At 53.8% G+C, this 15,077-nt stretch carries 18 protein-coding genes; all 18 read right to left on the bottom strand.

What is annotated here, in order from left to right; all coding sequences use genetic code 11:
* Nucleotides 1-194 precede the first annotated feature (194 nt).
* Nucleotides 195-665, bottom strand: coding sequence for a hypothetical protein (locus ACTNE6_RS09180; protein ID WP_442499445.1), 471 nt, complete (start codon nt 663-665; stop codon nt 195-197).
* On the bottom strand, nt 658-2,040 hold the full coding sequence (locus tag ACTNE6_RS09185; RefSeq protein ID WP_442499446.1) for a DUF3696 domain-containing protein: 1,383 nt from the start codon (nt 2,038-2,040) through the stop codon (nt 658-660). The genes ACTNE6_RS09180 and ACTNE6_RS09185 overlap by 8 nt, the downstream gene beginning before the upstream one ends.
* Nucleotides 2,041-2,451: 411 nt before the next feature.
* Nucleotides 2,452-3,558 (bottom strand): hydrogenase formation protein HypD, encoded by a 1,107-nt coding sequence (hypD, locus tag ACTNE6_RS09190; protein ID WP_442499447.1) that lies wholly within the window; start codon nt 3,556-3,558, stop codon nt 2,452-2,454.
* Nucleotides 3,555-3,734 carry a HypC/HybG/HupF family hydrogenase formation chaperone gene (locus tag ACTNE6_RS09195; protein ID WP_442499448.1) on the bottom strand — a complete coding sequence of 60 codons (180 nt, stop codon included), beginning with the start codon at nt 3,732-3,734 and terminating at the stop codon, nt 3,555-3,557. Before ACTNE6_RS09195 ends, hypD begins: the two co-directional genes overlap by 4 nt.
* A gap of 93 nt (nt 3,735-3,827) precedes the next feature.
* Nucleotides 3,828-4,787, bottom strand: a complete 960-nt coding sequence (locus tag ACTNE6_RS09200) for an IS110 family transposase (protein ID WP_194971213.1) — start codon at nt 4,785-4,787, stop codon at nt 3,828-3,830.
* 440 nt (nt 4,788-5,227) lie between these two features.
* Complete coding sequence (gene hypB / locus ACTNE6_RS09205; protein WP_442499449.1) at nt 5,228-6,028, bottom strand: hydrogenase nickel incorporation protein HypB; 801 nt, start codon at nt 6,026-6,028, stop codon at nt 5,228-5,230.
* Nucleotides 6,028-6,429, bottom strand: a complete 402-nt coding sequence (gene hypA / locus ACTNE6_RS09210) for a hydrogenase maturation nickel metallochaperone HypA (RefSeq protein WP_434485590.1) — start codon at nt 6,427-6,429, stop codon at nt 6,028-6,030. Before hypA ends, hypB begins: the two co-directional genes overlap by 1 nt.
* A gap of 59 nt (nt 6,430-6,488) precedes the next feature.
* Nucleotides 6,489-7,682, bottom strand: coding sequence for a Ni,Fe-hydrogenase I large subunit (locus tag ACTNE6_RS09215; protein ID WP_442499450.1), 1,194 nt, complete (start codon nt 7,680-7,682; stop codon nt 6,489-6,491).
* Entirely contained in the window at nt 7,679-8,143 is a 465-nt protein-coding gene (hybE, locus tag ACTNE6_RS09220; protein WP_442499451.1) for a [NiFe]-hydrogenase assembly chaperone HybE, read from the bottom strand. The genes ACTNE6_RS09215 and hybE overlap by 4 nt, the downstream gene beginning before the upstream one ends.
* 2 nt (nt 8,144-8,145) lie before the next feature.
* Nucleotides 8,146-8,367 (bottom strand): rubredoxin, encoded by a 222-nt coding sequence (locus ACTNE6_RS09225; RefSeq protein WP_442499452.1) that lies wholly within the window; start codon nt 8,365-8,367, stop codon nt 8,146-8,148.
* Nucleotides 8,364-9,212, bottom strand: a complete 849-nt coding sequence (locus ACTNE6_RS09230; protein WP_442499453.1) for a hydrogenase expression/formation protein — start codon at nt 9,210-9,212, stop codon at nt 8,364-8,366. The genes ACTNE6_RS09225 and ACTNE6_RS09230 overlap by 4 nt, the downstream gene beginning before the upstream one ends.
* 130 nt (nt 9,213-9,342) lie before the next feature.
* The gene (locus ACTNE6_RS09235) at nt 9,343-9,762 is read right to left on the bottom strand and encodes a hydrogenase (RefSeq protein WP_442499454.1); all 420 of its coding nucleotides are present in this window, start codon (nt 9,760-9,762) and stop codon (nt 9,343-9,345) included.
* Complete coding sequence (locus ACTNE6_RS09240; protein ID WP_442499455.1) at nt 9,759-10,055, bottom strand: HypC/HybG/HupF family hydrogenase formation chaperone; 297 nt, start codon at nt 10,053-10,055, stop codon at nt 9,759-9,761. Before ACTNE6_RS09240 ends, ACTNE6_RS09235 begins: the two co-directional genes overlap by 4 nt.
* Complete coding sequence (locus ACTNE6_RS09245) at nt 10,055-10,726, bottom strand: HyaD/HybD family hydrogenase maturation endopeptidase (RefSeq protein WP_442499456.1); 672 nt, start codon at nt 10,724-10,726, stop codon at nt 10,055-10,057. The genes ACTNE6_RS09240 and ACTNE6_RS09245 overlap by 1 nt, the downstream gene beginning before the upstream one ends.
* A 2-nt stretch (nt 10,727-10,728) precedes the next feature.
* Nucleotides 10,729-11,433: a Ni/Fe-hydrogenase, b-type cytochrome subunit gene (gene cybH / locus ACTNE6_RS09250; protein WP_442499457.1), complete on the bottom strand. Its 705-nt coding sequence runs from the start codon at nt 11,431-11,433 to the stop codon at nt 10,729-10,731.
* Nucleotides 11,434-11,443: 10 nt separating this feature from the next.
* On the bottom strand, nt 11,444-12,040 hold the full coding sequence (locus tag ACTNE6_RS09255; RefSeq protein WP_442499458.1) for a HupE/UreJ family protein: 597 nt from the start codon (nt 12,038-12,040) through the stop codon (nt 11,444-11,446).
* A 9-nt stretch (nt 12,041-12,049) separates the two neighbouring features.
* Entirely contained in the window at nt 12,050-13,846 is a 1,797-nt protein-coding gene (locus ACTNE6_RS09260) for a nickel-dependent hydrogenase large subunit (protein WP_442499459.1), read from the bottom strand.
* On the bottom strand, nt 13,843-14,922 hold the full coding sequence (locus ACTNE6_RS09265) for a hydrogenase small subunit (protein ID WP_442499460.1): 1,080 nt from the start codon (nt 14,920-14,922) through the stop codon (nt 13,843-13,845). Before ACTNE6_RS09265 ends, ACTNE6_RS09260 begins: the two co-directional genes overlap by 4 nt.
* Nucleotides 14,923-15,077 lie beyond the last annotated feature (155 nt).

A 15,077-nucleotide genomic window follows, 5' to 3' on the forward strand; every position in this document is an offset into this window, starting at 1 on the left:
TTTGCCGGTTTTTAGGTTTAGGGGGGAGGTGTAGGGTTTAGGCACTGAAAAATTCCTATATTACAAAAGTCGCTATCGCGACGGATTAAAACCATCTCGGAATTTAGAGAAAAATCAGATACATTTGTTTTTAAGTGTAGGGTACGAACTCATGAATTAATAAAGTCCGATGGAAGATTTATTTCATTACAAAATTATTTACAGCTATGTTCGGGACATAACTGTTTTAACTCAATATTTAGTATTTTAAGTAATTCGCTCTGCTCCGCCCAATCGCTATCTGTAGCATTAGCAATTGTTGCACTAGCAGCTACCGCAGTAGCTAAAAATTTACGATCTGATGGATCAAGCGAATTTATCGGTAGTTCATTGAACCCTCGACAAGTGTCATTCGATAGTGTGATGTCTGTAGTAAGAATTTTATTTGCTGCATGTTGATTATCGTGCAGATACTTAAAAAACATATCACCAACACCAGGTTGCCCAGCATGACTCAAATGTTTGGCATATTCAGACATAATCAGTCCTGTCTTATCAATAGCCACATAGAATTTCTTACAATTTTCTAATAGTTCAATGCAAGCCAATTGACAAGATGGAGAGGCATGTGTGTTTTTACCGTTTGCGCTAATAGCTACATTAGTATCAATGACAAATTTATCCATTATTTATTGATGCTTCCTGCATTTTTCGCCTCAGTGTAGCGGTACGAGTGGCAGCAATTTCTGCCATTTCATCACCAAAAAAATTTTCTGGCCAATTTCTAATTTCACCGAATGTATCAATGTCTAAATCGGATAATTTCGATACGCCTTGTATACTGTCACAAAAATAAAGCTTTAACTCATCACCAGGATATTTATCTTCGGCAATTCGTCTTTGAAAACGCCTTAACAAATGCTCACTATGGCTTTCTACAATAACTTGTATGTTTCGATGTTTTGCTACTTGCAAAATGACATCTGCTAAGCCGCTTTGTACTGAAGGATGCAAATGAATTTCGGGTTGCTCCATTAAAATGGTACTGCTTTCGGGCACATAATAAAGTAATACTAGTGCTGGTAAAACTTGGGAGACACCAAACCCCACATCAGTCAAAAAAGCTTCTGGACTTTCTTTATCTCTTCTAACAATGGCTCGATATAAGTTTGACCCTTCGGCAATTTCTTCAATCGAAAACTCTTGAATTAATCCTAATTCTTTAAGCCAATAAGCAATAATCTCTTGAAAGGTTTTAGTTGCCTTTCTTTTGCCCAAACTTCTTTTTTCTCCTCGGATGGTGGCTGATAAGATAGCATCGACTGTGCGCTCACCTCGATAGCCGACATCAAGTGGTCTTGCTCCTGACCACTGATATTCTCTCTTTGGATATTCACGCAAAGGTCCAAGATAATAAATTTGATCCATCATACTTTCGTATTCGGACTCAAAAAAACTTAAAAAATCAGCATTTTGATGATACGTTTTGGCTTGATCTGGAAATAAGTGCGTTTTAATAGGACTCGGTATAGCCCAGACCCTACCTTTTTGACGAACAAATTGAAAATCTGCACTGTTTTGAGATCTAGCTTGTAACACATATTCTTTACTGGTCTCATGTTTAGGTTTCATTTCAAAAGAGTATTTGTCAAAACAATACGCCAAAAATTGCACTTTCATCTCTTGATTTTTAAATGAAACTTCCGCTTTTGTACCTAAATAATTATCTTGAAATAAAACATCAGTACGTTTTCCTGATGGATTAGGTATTTTCAACGGCTTGTTGAGTTTCCATCTTATCTTCCATTTTAAAGATGAAGTTTCCTGATGCTTATGCACCATATCTTTAAATGTACCTAAATTAATAAGTTGATCAGGCCCACCTAAATCTAAAACCAAGCCCCTATCAGTTGCATTTTTAGTTTGTTTTAACATCAACAAGAATTGGAGGATGCTACTTTTACCAGAGCTATTGGTGCCAAATAAGCCTGTAACACGCCCTAGTTGAATCTCCAGATCTTGCCAAGCTTTAAAATTTGAAAATTCTAATTTAGTTAGCATCGTATGTCTGTGCGTCTTGAATGTTTGTGATTAATTGATTTGTCAAATTAATATAAATTTTAAATTAAATTAAAATAAAGTTTAAATTAAAATAAAGTTGTTTATTGTTAATAATATTCGATATTTTAATGGAGACAAAAATATTAATTGTTTTTTATAATATCTTGTAATTAATTAAAAACAATAATAATTTATTATAAGGTAAATAAAATAAATAAAATTATAAAAAATTAATAGATATTTTGTGGATTTGTTATTTTTTATAAAACAAAATAATATCACATGTTAACTATCTTTTTTGTGTTGATATAAAAATTAGTTGCTATTTATAATGTGCATATTATCGTGTTTAGCCTTAGGTAAACCACCTCATATGAAATCGGCATCAAAACTACTCGTCGCGACAGGGACTCAATTCCTAACCCGCCCATAAGACCAATACGCAGCACAAGCTCCCTCAGACGACACCATACAAGAACCCATCGGATTTTCCGGCGTGCAAACCGTGCCCAGCAACTTGCAATCCTGCGGCTTTTTCGCGCCGCGCAGGATGGCCGGGCATTCGCAGCCTTTGACATCGGCGGCCTGGATCGCAGGCAAATTAAAGCGTTGCTCGGCGTCGAAGTCTGCGTAGTCGGCTTTCAGTTTCAATGCGCTGTCAGGGATCAGGCCCAGGCCGCGCCATTCGAATTGCGGACGCAACTCGAATATTTCCCGCATCAGCGCTTGCGCTTTCAGGTTGCCTTGCCGGGTGACGGCGCGGCTGTACTCGTTTTCGACCTCATGCCGGCCTTCGTTGAGCTGGCGTATCAGCATCAGCGCCGACTGCATGACATCCAGGGGTTCGAAACCGGCAATAACGACCGGTTTGGCATAGCGTTCGGCAAACGGCTCATAGGCCTGGCTGCCGATGACCGTGCTGACGTGGGAAGGTCCGAGAAAGGCATCAATCGAGACCGGCTGCGGCGCATCCAGGATAGCCTGCATGGCGGCGGGCGTCAGTACGTGGTTGCAGAACACCGAGAAATTAGTCAGCCGTTCGGCCTGTGCCTGCTGTATCGCGACGGCGGTCGGTGGCGTCGTGGTTTCGAAGCCGATGGCGAAAAACACCACGGGCCGATCCGGATTTTCGCGGGCGATTTTCAGGACGTCCTGCGTGGAATAAACCATGCGGATGTCGCAGCCGCCGGCCTTGGCTTTCAGCAGGCTGTTGCGGCCGGTGGCCGGCACCCGCATCAGGTCGGCATAGGTGCAGAGTATCACGTCATGTCGCTCGGCCAGCTGGATCGCGTTGTCGATGCGTCCGGTCGGCAATACGCAGACCGGGCAGCCGGGGCCGTGGATGAATTCGACATTGGCAGGCATCAGATCCTGCACGCCGTAACGGAAAATGGCATGGGTATGGCCGCCGCAGAATTCCATCAGCCGGTAGTGCCGGTCGGGATCGACAGTTTGCGCGATGGCTTGGGCCAGTTGTCGGGCCAGATCTTGCTGGCGGAACTCGCTGATGTATTTCATGGGTTGAGCGTCAATCCGGCTTCGGCGAACAAGGCCAGGGTTTTTAGGGCTTCGTCCTCGTCGATTTTATTCAGCGCGTAACCGACGTGCACCAGTACGTAGTCGCCGATAGCGACATCATCGACAAGGGTCAGCGACACTTCCACCTTGACGTTGTCGACCGATGCGGTCGCCATGTTGGTGACGGGGTCGAGGGCGACGATTTGGGCGGGTAAAGCCAGACACATGAATTTCGGTTTCCTAAAATGTAGATACCGTCTTGTTGCCCATTATGCAAGCGCAAAATTGGGGTCGAAAGGTTTATTCGATTTCAGGATGGCAAAGGCGATATGGACGAGTTTGCGCATTGAAGCACAGGCGATGGCCATGCCATTCTTGCCGCGTGCAGCCAAGCGTTCGCGGAAAAGGCGGATGACGGGATTGTGTCTTCCCGCGACCACGGCGGGCATGTATAGCTTCGCGCGCAACATCGGATCACCCATCTTGGAAATGCGGGTTTTGCCTTTCCACTTGCCGGATTCGTTCAAGGCGGGATTGAGTCCAGCAAAGGCGACAGCTTGCTTGGCGGTGGTGAAGCCGTAGTGATCGCTCAAAGCGACCATGAGGTGGGCAGAGGAGGCTTCGCCGATGCCAGGAATCGTTTCCAGCAAAGCGCGCCGGTGCCTGAGATCAGGGTCTTGATCGATAAGACGTTGAACGCGTTCGCGTGTGGTTTTAAGCGCCTGCTCCAGATGTGCCAAGACGGCTCTGATGGATTCGGCAATCGTGGGGTCAGCCGTATCCAGTCTGTTTTTCTCCATTTGCTGCATTTCCAGCAGGTCTTCGATCCGGCGTAATAAGGCTTGCAGTTCGCGGATATTGGCAGGTGGCGGCGTCCACAAAGGCGGTTTCTTTTCCTGGGCATACCGGGCGATCAGCTTGGCGTCAGCCTTGTCGGTCTTGATTCGGCTCAATTCGCTCTTGGCGAATCCCTTGATTCTGGCAGGATTGACGACAGCCACCGGATAGCCTGATTGGGCCAGGCATTCGGCCAGAGGGATGCTGTAGGCGCCAGTCGCTTCCATGCAAACCGAGGGCTTGACGCCGCCGAACGTCGTCAGCCAGACGATCAAAGCGGCAAAACCTTCCGGCGTGTTGTCGAATTTTTTATGCTTGTATTTGCCGTTCTCCAGGCGGGCAACATCGAATTTATGCTTGGCAATATCCACACCAACCGTCACTTGGGACATCTTTAAACACTCCAAAAAACTATATAAAATCAATAAGATCAATTTTAAGGCATACGCCTGGTTCAGCCTTGGATCATACAGGCTCTCCCGGCGAAACGGGGGCCTACGCATACCGTACGAACTTATGAGGCGGATGAGGGAAACGGAGAGCGAAATCTACGCAGCAGGCTCGAAGCCTCAGGGTACGCCCGGCTTCTCCGCTTCCCGCCCGGTGATCAGCCGGGGATTTTATCCCTAATTGGGTAAAATCGAGATATAAGGGTACGCATTGCGTACCATTTTCAAATTGCCCATTAAAAGTTTCCGCGATGCCAAGGTAAAGCCAAAAGGTACGCGATGCGTACCCTACGGATATGCATTGAACCAACGCTGAACGGTTCGGACGGGGCAGCATGCCCTGTCCGGCTTGGTACGCAGTGCGTACCCTACGGTAGCGAGCATTAAGCATAGGCGATGCGCTGCAATTCCAATTCGGCCTTGAGCCAGCGCAGCCAGTTGTCTATGCCTTCTCCGGTCTTGGCCGACAATGACAGGACCTTGATGCGAGGGTTGACCTGTTTCGCATACTGTATGCATTGCTCGCTGTCGAAATCCAGGTACGGCAGCAGGTCGGTCTTGTTCAAGATCATCAGGTCGGCGGCATGGAACATGTCGGGGTATTTGATCGGCTTGTCCTCGCCCTCGGTGACCGACAGAATCACCACTTTGTGCGCTTCGCCCAGATCGAACGACGAAGGGCAGACCAGATTGCCGACGTTTTCGATGAACAGCAGGCTATGGTCGCTCGGCTGCAGGCTTGCTAGCGCATGCCCGACGCGGTGCGCATCGAGATGGCAGCCTTTGCCGGTATTGATTTGCACCGCCTGCACGCCGGTGGCGCGGATGCGCTCGGCGTCGCGGGCGGTTTGTTGGTCGCCTTCGATCACGGCGATGTCGGCGTCGCCCTGCAGCCGGGCAATGGTTTCGGTCAACAGCGTGGTCTTGCCGGAGCCGGGGCTGGAGACCAGATTCAACGCCAGCATGCCGCGTTCATTGAAGTAGCGGCGGTTTTCGGCGGCATAACGGTTATTCTTGGCCAGAATATCCTGTTCGATCTGCACCATGCGCAGCCGGCTCAAACCCGGCGCATGGGCATGTGCCGCACCGTGTTCGTGGTCATGGTCGTGATGATGGTGATCATGGGAATGGCCATGATCGTGCGAGTGGGAATGGCCCTCGCCGCAGCCGCATACGCCGCACATTATTCTACCTCCAGTTCTTTGATTCGCATTTGATCGCCGCCATTGACCTGCAATTGATGACTGCCGCAGTGCGGGCATTGATCGTATAACTGCTGCACGGCCACATTGCGCCCGCACGGCAAACACCAGGCCTGGCCCGGCACTTCGATAATTTCAAGGCGGGCCTGGTCGGCCAGCGAACCTTGTACGACAATATCGAAACTGAAACGCAACGCCTCGATCTCGACGCCGGCAAGCGCTCCAATTTCCAGCCAGACCGTCTTGACTTTCCGGTATTGCTGGGCTTCCGCCTGTTGCTCCAGTATTTGTAAAACGCTTTCGCAAAGCGACAATTCATGCATGGCAATCCCTGCCATGCACCCTTCGGGTAAATGTAAATCCGCTCCCGGCGGATTTGTCATGCATGACAATCCCTGCTATGTCACTTTGGGCTGGTGCAAACTTGTTCCAAACAGATTTGTTATGCATGGGCTTCTGCCTTATTATCGCTGTCCGTCAGCTTTAAATTGTAAAGTACGCAGGGGTCTACTGAGTTGATCAGAAGTTCCGCCTGCCGCCGCAGGTCGTTCGGGCCTTCGGCCTTCAAGTGTTTCAAGCCTTGGGCGACGACGCCTTCGGGATGGAAATTCCATTCGGTAGGCGCGGCGATCCGGTAATCATACACCCGCCCATGCCGCAGTTCCAGACGATGAATCAATAGGCCGCGCGCCGCCTGAAGCTGGGCCAGACCAATGCCGCCGGTGCTCGAGACGATTGCAGGGTCAGGCTTTTGCTCTATCCCACGGCTTAACCGCAGCGGTATCGCCGCCACTTCCAGCAAACGGGCCACGAAGCGCACCATCAGGCCGTTGCCGTAACGGCGCTGCAAGCCGGCGATGAGCGGATGCGACCGTTGCCGCGTCAATGGCGTCGTTTCAAAGCAGCGGCCTTGCCAGTGCGGCGCCCGGCAGAACGCCGCCAAATCTTCCTGCTGCATCTGCCGGTTCAAGGCATCCGCCTCGAGCTCGGGCAGACAGTCGACATTGTTTTGCCCGACTGCCGTCCAGTTCCGGTTATACAAATCGTTCAGCAGATTGGCCGGCAGCGCCTCGTTTTGGTGCAACCAGTCGCGCAGCTGCGTTTCGCAGGCCAGCGTCCGAAAATCGGCAAGCTGGCCGTTAAAAATCGCGGCATCAATGAGCGCTTCCAATTCGGCTGTCAGTTGCGTCAATTGCACGGCATCGATGTCGAGGCAACTGTCGAGCTTGTATGCCTCTCCGTGCCGGAACAAATGCCGCTTGAAAAGCGCATCGAATTTAAGTAATGCCGCCAGGGCTTTTTTATCCGGGGGCAGTCCGATCAGGCCCGGCCAATCCAGCAAAATCCGCCAGGCGTGTTCGCGCAGAGTCTCCAGTTGCACCAGCAGGTCGCGGGCCGCATCGGACTCAGGCTCGGCTGTCATGCCCAGCGCGGCGCGACAGGCCAGCAGGGCGGTACAGGCTTGGGCATTGCCGCACAGCGTAAACAGCAGCGGTACGATGTCGAGGATCTGTTCTGGCGTTTTGCCGAGCAAGACCAGGGGCGCTATGTCAGGCCGGGTGGATGTGATTCGCGCTCCGCTAGCCTGGCCGGCGCGGTGATACAATTCGATGTGGACAGTTCCGTCCGGCGTCATTTATGGCCTCCGAGAGCGCCGCGCAGCAGATCCCGGCGGCTGACAGTGCGCGGACTAGGAGTAGTCAGCAAGCCCTGCAAGGCGGCTTGTGCCGCCGTGAGCGCCATACCCTGATCCTCGAATTGAAACATTGGCGAGAACAAGGAACACTGTGCGTATGGGCCCAGCTGCGCTTCGCTGGCCAAAGTGAATTCGAAGGCGCCGTAGGGATAGCGCCGCACAAGTTTGCTGCCGGGAAGCTGCTTGCGCCAGTCGCTATCCGGCCCCGGCAACAACAGCAGATTCATGAACCAGGGCGTGATCAACACGCCCAGCCAGTCTTCGTTAAAGCGGATGAAGCCGACAGCCTGCACAGAGAGCGCGGGGTTAACAATAGGCACCTCGCACAGGCGCGTTGCCAGAATACCGTTGAATACCGTTTCCAGCGTGCGGCTGATTTGTTCGCTATCCTGCCACAGCATGCTCAATCGTCCAGCACCAGAAAATCCTGCTTCGGAGCGCCGCATTGCGGGCAGCTCCAGTGTACGGGCAACTGTGAAAAAGCCGTGCCGGGCTGTATTTGCCAGACCTCATCGCCGTCTGCCGGATCGTAGACATGCCAGCAGATTTTGCATTCCAACCGCGTTTCTGTCGGCAATCCCAAGGCATCGCCGCCAAAGGGGCCGGCGAAAAAGGCGGTGCTCATAAATACACCTTCAGTATCTCCTGCAGCCGCTCACGGCTGTCTTCTATGTCTTCCGGCGAGGCGCAGGCGACGCTGGGCACGTCGCTGACTTCCAGGGTATTGAGGATCAGGGTGTCCTGTGAATTGAAATATTGCACCCACCAGACGAAGCGGGTGCCGGTTGCGGTAATCCGGCAATTGCCGTAGCCTCGGGACAGTATCGTCACTGAGCCCCGGCCCAGGCGCTGTTCCAGAAACGCCAAATCCTGCTCGGTTTGCGGCAGCAGGCTCAAATTGATGATATGCGCCTCGTCGCCCGGCCGGTATTCGGCGATTTTGGCGTTGAGTTCGGCCAGCAGCGGCGGCGCGTTCATCACGCCCGGCGGCAACGCTGTCCAGCCGGTGTCGATTCGGCTGGCCGCGCCATTGAAAGCCGATTGAATTATTTGGCGCGGAATAATGCCGACTTCCACCGTATCGGCGATGATCTGCTGCCGGGTATCCAGTTGCTGCAAGCGCCAGACGCCTGCCAGCGCCGACTCCTGAATGCGGCTGTTTCGTTCGCCGGTGCAAATCAGGCTGACTTCGCCTTCGCCAAGCAGTTCGTTGATGAATTGCCGGTTGGGCTTGTCCAGTGTTATTAGGTCAATAGGCTCGGCTAGCAAAGGGAACGCAGTCAAATCCTGTTCCAGTTGCCTCAATACACTTTTTGCCTGCGCCAGATCCGTCGGGTTTAAATCCGTTGAGATCCGCGGCATGCTGTAGGTCGCCATTTCCTGCGGCATCTGCAGGTAGTCCAGCTCGATGCCGTCTTCTTCCGAAGGCTGGCTGCCTGGGCCGAAAATTGGAAGGGAGATTGATGTCATAGTTTTTCAGGTTTATTGATTTCGCTGGCTGGTTATTAATGTAGGGTACGCACTGCGACCTTTTCCAAATTTTCCAGGCATCCAAAGTCTAAACAAAAGTACGCGATGCGTACCCTACGGGTTCCAAAATTCAACGTGCCGCTCCGCAGACTTTGTCCAGATCGAAGCTGGGCGGTTCGCCGGGTGTGGCGGCCAGAATCCGCTCGATTTCCTGCCTGTATTCCTGCCAGTCCTTGATGCCGCTGATGGCGCCTAAATATTCGCCATTGCGCAAAAACACCAGCGATGGCCAACCGGTAAATCGAAAACGTGCCTGCAACTCCCGCTCGATGGATCTGGCGATGACCGCAGCCTGCAGCCGGCCGCTAAAGGCTTTGATCAATTCCGGCAGGATCACCGCGACATCATTGCTTTCCGGAAAATGCAGCGGGTCGTTACAGAAAAACAGCACGACAGTTTCATTACCGTAAACAAAATGGTCGTAACTGTCCGCATCCAGAAAAGGATAGCCATGTCGGGTTTGCAATTGGGCAATCAGCGGCGATGTCATGGTTTTAAAAACTCCGGCAATTGGGGTTCTCTGTCGACCAGGTCGGCAAATAAATGATCTATTTGGTTGTCGCCCTGCATCGCCAGATGCAGGGCTTCCAGCGCATCGGCGATCTGCTGGGCTTTTTGTTCGCTGAGCACTTCCCGGGCGGTGCCGAGAAAAACCAGCAGCCAGGCGCCGACAGGTTGCGGGCCGACCAGCATCATGTCGATCAGGCTTTCCTGGCCGCGGTAGATGCAGAGCGCCGATTCGCCGCGCGGCTCGATAATTTGCATGGGAATGCCGATGCACATCAGTATTTGCCCCGGTAATCGATATCGACCTGCAACGCATTTTCGTCCGCAGGTTGCGGCGAGCGCACCTCAAACGCATCGGACAGTAGGATGCGCTCGTCGCCGATACGGCAGGCCTGGTCAGCCGTAGGGCGTTCCCGTTCATAGCGCTGCATGTTCAGCACCGGGTCGGCCAGATCGTCGTCCGTGCTGGTGGCTTCAGCCGTAATGCCGAACGCCTTCAGGAAGCCAAGCGCCATGTCGATGGCCGGCTGGATTTGCGCCTTGACCGATGGCCGCAAGCTGCCGCCGTAGTCGTCAAGTTCTTCCGGCTGTACGCCGACCAGCAGCAAGTGCCGGGGATAACTGCCCAGCATTTGCGCCATCGCCAGCACTTCTTGAAAGCCGGTTTGATGCAGACTCATTTTCTTGGCGCCGAGGAACTGCGGCACGTCATCATTTTCGATCCGTTTCAGCGTGCCCGGCGGCAAACCGTAATCGATCGCATCGAATACGACCAGGACATCGGCGGCCTGCACATGTTCGACCAGATAAACGCCTTGCGTACCCCCGTCCATGACTTTGACCTGGTCGGGAAAGCGGTAGCGTTTTTGCAGGTGCTCGATCACGCGAACGCCGAATCCTTCGTCGGCCCACAGCACATTGCCTATGCCTAATAGCAGAATGTTCATGGTCAATGGCTGCCGTCCAGCGGTTTATCGTCCCTGAAAGTGCGCCAACCGGTCGCCATCGTCGACAAAATGCTCTGCCGGGACAGTTTATCCTCGCGCACGGCGACGTAAATATGGATCAGCACGAAGCATATGATCAGCCACATGACCAGATGATGCCAGCTGTGCAGGCTTTGGCTGTCGCCGAAAACCGGCAGCACCCAACTGCTGAACAGCACGTATTGCCAGCTGCCTTGCCCGATGCTTTCGCCGTACAGTGCAAAGCCGGTCACGATCATGAACAGCGTGCCCCAAACAAAGATGAAATGCATGGCCAGCACAGCCAGGGGATTATGGCCGACATACTTGCGAGGCTCCTTGACCAGGAAGGCGTACCACAAGATTTCATGGCCGACGCCTTGCCAAAAATCGCGTGACAAGAGCGGCGGCAGGAAGATTTGCCGGGCATGCTCGTTGCCGGCATAGGCCCAGTACAACCGGAACAGCAGACCGATCGCCAGCAGGTAGCCGGCGGCGAAATGCACGAACCTGACATAGCCCATCAGGAATTGATCGGACGCTTCGCCGCCCGCCGATGCGAGCGGATCGGCGATCAGGTAGCCGGTGACGGTCAGGGCGACGATACCTAAGGCGTTCAGGCCGTGCCATAGCCGTACCGGTTTTTCGTAGACGTAAACGGCTTGAGTGGAAGATGCAGGCTGATTCATGGCGGCTTCCTTATGCGAACAACAGCCAGGCGCCGGTCAGGCCGGTCAGCGTTCCGTAAACGCGGATCAGGCCGGCGGCATTGACGTACCGGGCGGAAAAGCCCGCTATCAGACCGGACACATGCAGAACCGCCGTGCCGGACACAATCCCGGCGATATAAGCATAGGCCGAGGCGGCTGCCGGCATTTCGCTGCCGTGCGCCAGCCCGTGCATGGCGGCGAAGACGGCGATCGAGATCAGAATGATCGCCCTGGGCACTTTATCCGTGCCATAGCCGAGCGCGATGCCGAGCGACAACAATGAAACCAGAATGGCCGTCTCGACATGGGCGAAATCAAACCCGGCCAAGCCGAGCAGGGCGCCTGCCGGCATGAATGACAAAAACAGCGCTATTGCCTGTTTGGCAAGCTGGCGGCGCTGGCTGCTCGCCCATAGCCCCAGGCCCAGCATGACCAGAAAGTGGTCAAGGCCCAAAAACGGATGCTGGAAGCCATGGCTGAAACCGTCGGTTGGCAACAAGCCGGTATGCGCCGATACAGCATGCGAAAACGCGACTAAGCCTGCTAACGATAGGCATTGCAATTTAATTCTGTTCAAACTGTTCATACATTTTCCTCAGCGAACTTTGACTTGGGTTAATTCGGCACCGTCCGGGCTGATGATATGCGTGGAACAGGCCAGGCAGGGATCGAAGCTGTGCAGGGTACGCAGGATTTCCACCGGTTCCTCGGGACGCTCGACTTTGGTGTTCAGCAAGGCCGCCTCGAAAGCACCGATATTGCCTTGTTCATCGCGCGGCGAACCGTTCCAGGTGGTCGGTACCACGCATTGGTAGTTGGCGATTTTAGTATTTTCGATATGCAGCCAATGCCCCAGCGCGCCACGCGGCGCTTCGGTAAAGCCGACGCCTTTGACACTGTTCGGCCAGGTTTCCGGGTCCCAGCGCTCAACGTTGGCAGTAGCCAGATCGCCGGCCTTGATGTTGGCGATCATCTTGTCCATGAAATAGCGCATCTTGCCAGCAGCCCATTGCGCTTCCAGGCTGCGGGCTGCGGTTCTGCCCAGGGTTGAGAACAGGGCCGTGACCGGTACGTCCAGCGTTTTTAGGACGAAATTGATCTGCTCGGTGATTTCCTTGTTGCCTTGTGCATAGCCGACCACATAGCGGGCCAGGGGGCCGACTTCCATCGCATGGCCGCGCCAGCGCGGGGCCTTGATCCATGAGTATTTGGCGGACTCGTCCAGTTCCTCGATGTGGGTGCGGCTGCCTTTGGTTTTCGGGCCTATGTGGTAATTGGGCTCGGTAACGCCGTCCCACGGGTGCAGGCCCAGCGATTCGTCCGGATATTTGTACCAGGAGTGCGGCACGAATTCCTTGATTTGCTCGGGATCGGTCAGATCCACTTCATGGACTTTCGACAAGTCACCGTTGATGATGGCGCCGCGCGGCATCAGCAGGTTGGCCGCCGAGTAGTCGTTGGCGTTGTCGGGGATATCGCCGTAGGAAAGCAGGCTTTGTCCGGAAATGCCGCCGCCGTACAGCCAGCCCTTGTAGAACTGGGCGATGGCCAGCAAATCAGGGATATAAACCTGATCGATAAAATCGATGGTGCGGTCGATAATCGACGACACCAGATTCAGCCGCTCCATGTTGATCGCCCCGTTGGCGCCGACGCCGTCGATATTGATTGCGCACGGTACGCCGCCTACCAGCCAGTTCGGGTGCGGGTCTTTGCCTCCGAAGATGGTGCGGATTTTCATGATGTCTTTCTGAAAGTCCAGGGCTTCCAGATAATGCGTTACCGCCATCAGGTCGGCTTCCGGCGGCAACAGATAGGCGGGATTGGTCCAATAGCCGTTTTTGAACGGACCCAGCTGGCCGGATTCGACGAACTTCTTCAAGCGGTTTTGTGTGTCGCGGAAGTAGCCGGGCGAGGATTTGGGATTGTGCGGCGAAATCGATTGTTGCAGCGCCGAGGTCGCGGCCGGATCGGCTTTCAGCGCATTGACCGGATTGACCCAGTCCAGCGCATGCAGATGGTAGAAATGTACCAGGTGATCCTGCGTCTGCAGGCTTAATTGCATCAGGTTGCGTATCGAATTGGCGTTTTCCGGAATTTTGATCTTCAGAGCATCTTCGACCGCTCGCACCGAAGTCAGGGCGTGGGTGCCGGTGCAGACGCCGCAGATGCGCTGCACGAAGGCCCAGGCATCGCGCGGGTCGCGGCCTTTCAGGATCACTTCCAGGCCGCGCCACATGGTGCCGCTGGAGACGGCGTTGCGGATGATGTTGTCGTCGTCGATATTGACTTCGCAACGCATGTGGCCTTCGATGCGCGTGACCGGATCGACCACGACGCGGCGGCCGGCATCATTCAGATTGAAGCCGTTGGGTGTGTTTCTGACTGTCATTGTTGTTCAGCTCCTGATTGTTTGGCGCGTTTCAGTGCCGTTAGGCCGGCATGCGCGGCAATGCCGGCGCCGACTAAGGCCGCCGCGGTGCCGCCGACTGCGTCGGCGTTGGCTTCGATGCCGAATTGATTAATATCGGTGAGGCGCTCGTAGAAACTGCCTTTGTCCCAGAAACCGTCCTCGGAACAGCCGATACAGCCGTGGCCGGCCTGAATCGGAAACGATACGCCTTCATTCCAACGTACCGTCGAGCAGGCGTTATAGGTGGTCGGCCCCTTGCAGCCCATTTTGTACAGGCAGTGGCCCTGGCGGGCGGCTTCGTCGTCCCAATGTTCGACGAACTGGCCGGCGTCGAAATGTGGTCTTCTGTAGCATTTGTCGTGAATACGCTGGCTGTAGAACATCTGCGGACGGCCTTGCTTATCCAGGGTCGGCAGTTTGTCGAAGGTCAGCAGATAGGCGACCACGGCAGTCATGACTTCGGCAATCGGCGGGCAGCCGGGGACTTTGATGATCGGCTTGTCGGCCAAGCCCGGTACCTTGTGCACCGGCGTCGCCCGGGTCGGATTAGGCTTGGCGGCCTGGACGCAGCCCCATGATGCGCAGGAGCCCCAGGAGATGATGGCCTTGCAGCTTTCAGCCGCGTATTTGAGCTGTTCGACGAAGGGCTTGCCGCCGATGATGCAGTACATGCCGTCCTCGGCCAGCGGCGGATTGCCTTCCACTGCCAGGATGTAGTTGCCTTTGTATTTTTCGACGATCTCGTCAATGATGGCTTCGGCGTTATGTCCGGCCGCGGCCATAATGGTGTCGTCGTAATCCAGCGACAGCATCGACAAAATGACATCCTTGGCCAAAGGATGCCCGGAACGGATGAAGGATTCCGAGCAACAGGTACATTCCAGACCATGCAGCCACAGCACCGGAATGCGCGGCTTGGTCTCCATCGCATGCGCGATTTTGGGGGCGAAAGCGGGGGAAAGACCTAATGATGCAGCGGTTAAACTGCAGAACTTGAGAAAACTGCGTCGCGTGATGCCTTGCCTGCGCATGACATCGTAAAAGGTTTCATTCATTCAGGAACTCCTGGCATTATTATCTGGCTACTTGATGAACGCAAGACCCAGATGCTCCCGAACGTTCTTCAGTGCCTTTTTTATCAACGCAGTGATCGGCGACACTGCTCCGCATGGCCTTTGCAACATCCGTACCGGATTAATGCCAGCCTGAT

The sequence above is a fragment of the Methylobacter sp. sgz302048 genome, assembly GCF_052162025.1.
GTDB lineage: Bacteria > Pseudomonadota > Gammaproteobacteria > Methylococcales > Methylomonadaceae > Methylobacter.

Coding starts and splice junctions, on each gene's coding strand:
- ACTNE6_RS09180 (WP_442499445.1), bottom strand. CDS start 665: ATGGATAAATTTGTCATTGATACTAATGTAGCTATTAGCGCAAACGGT.
- ACTNE6_RS09185 (WP_442499446.1), bottom strand. CDS start 2,040: ATGCTAACTAAATTAGAATTTTCAAATTTTAAAGCTTGGCAAGATCTG.
- hypD (WP_442499447.1), bottom strand. CDS start 3,558: ATGAAATACATCAGCGAGTTCCGCCAGCAAGATCTGGCCCGACAACTG.
- ACTNE6_RS09195 (WP_442499448.1), bottom strand. CDS start 3,734: ATGGCGACCGCATCGGTCGACAACGTCAAGGTGGAAGTGTCGCTGACC.
- ACTNE6_RS09200 (WP_194971213.1), bottom strand. CDS start 4,787: ATGTCCCAAGTGACGGTTGGTGTGGATATTGCCAAGCATAAATTCGAT.
- hypB (WP_442499449.1), bottom strand. CDS start 6,028: ATGTGCGGCGTATGCGGCTGCGGCGAGGGCCATTCCCACTCGCACGAT.
- hypA (WP_434485590.1), bottom strand. CDS start 6,429: ATGACAAATCCGCCGGGAGCGGATTTACATTTACCCGAAGGGTGCATG.
- ACTNE6_RS09215 (WP_442499450.1), bottom strand. CDS start 7,682: ATGACGCCGGACGGAACTGTCCACATCGAATTGTATCACCGCGCCGGC.
- hybE (WP_442499451.1), bottom strand. CDS start 8,143: ATGCTGTGGCAGGATAGCGAACAAATCAGCCGCACGCTGGAAACGGTA.
- ACTNE6_RS09225 (WP_442499452.1), bottom strand. CDS start 8,367: ATGAGCACCGCCTTTTTCGCCGGCCCCTTTGGCGGCGATGCCTTGGGA.
- ACTNE6_RS09230 (WP_442499453.1), bottom strand. CDS start 9,212: ATGACATCAATCTCCCTTCCAATTTTCGGCCCAGGCAGCCAGCCTTCG.
- ACTNE6_RS09235 (WP_442499454.1), bottom strand. CDS start 9,762: ATGACATCGCCGCTGATTGCCCAATTGCAAACCCGACATGGCTATCCT.
- ACTNE6_RS09240 (WP_442499455.1), bottom strand. CDS start 10,055: ATGTGCATCGGCATTCCCATGCAAATTATCGAGCCGCGCGGCGAATCG.
- ACTNE6_RS09245 (WP_442499456.1), bottom strand. CDS start 10,726: ATGAACATTCTGCTATTAGGCATAGGCAATGTGCTGTGGGCCGACGAA.
- cybH (WP_442499457.1), bottom strand. CDS start 11,433: ATGAATCAGCCTGCATCTTCCACTCAAGCCGTTTACGTCTACGAAAAA.
- ACTNE6_RS09255 (WP_442499458.1), bottom strand. CDS start 12,040: ATGAACAGTTTGAACAGAATTAAATTGCAATGCCTATCGTTAGCAGGC.
- ACTNE6_RS09260 (WP_442499459.1), bottom strand. CDS start 13,846: ATGACAGTCAGAAACACACCCAACGGCTTCAATCTGAATGATGCCGGC.
- ACTNE6_RS09265 (WP_442499460.1), bottom strand. CDS start 14,922: ATGAATGAAACCTTTTACGATGTCATGCGCAGGCAAGGCATCACGCGA.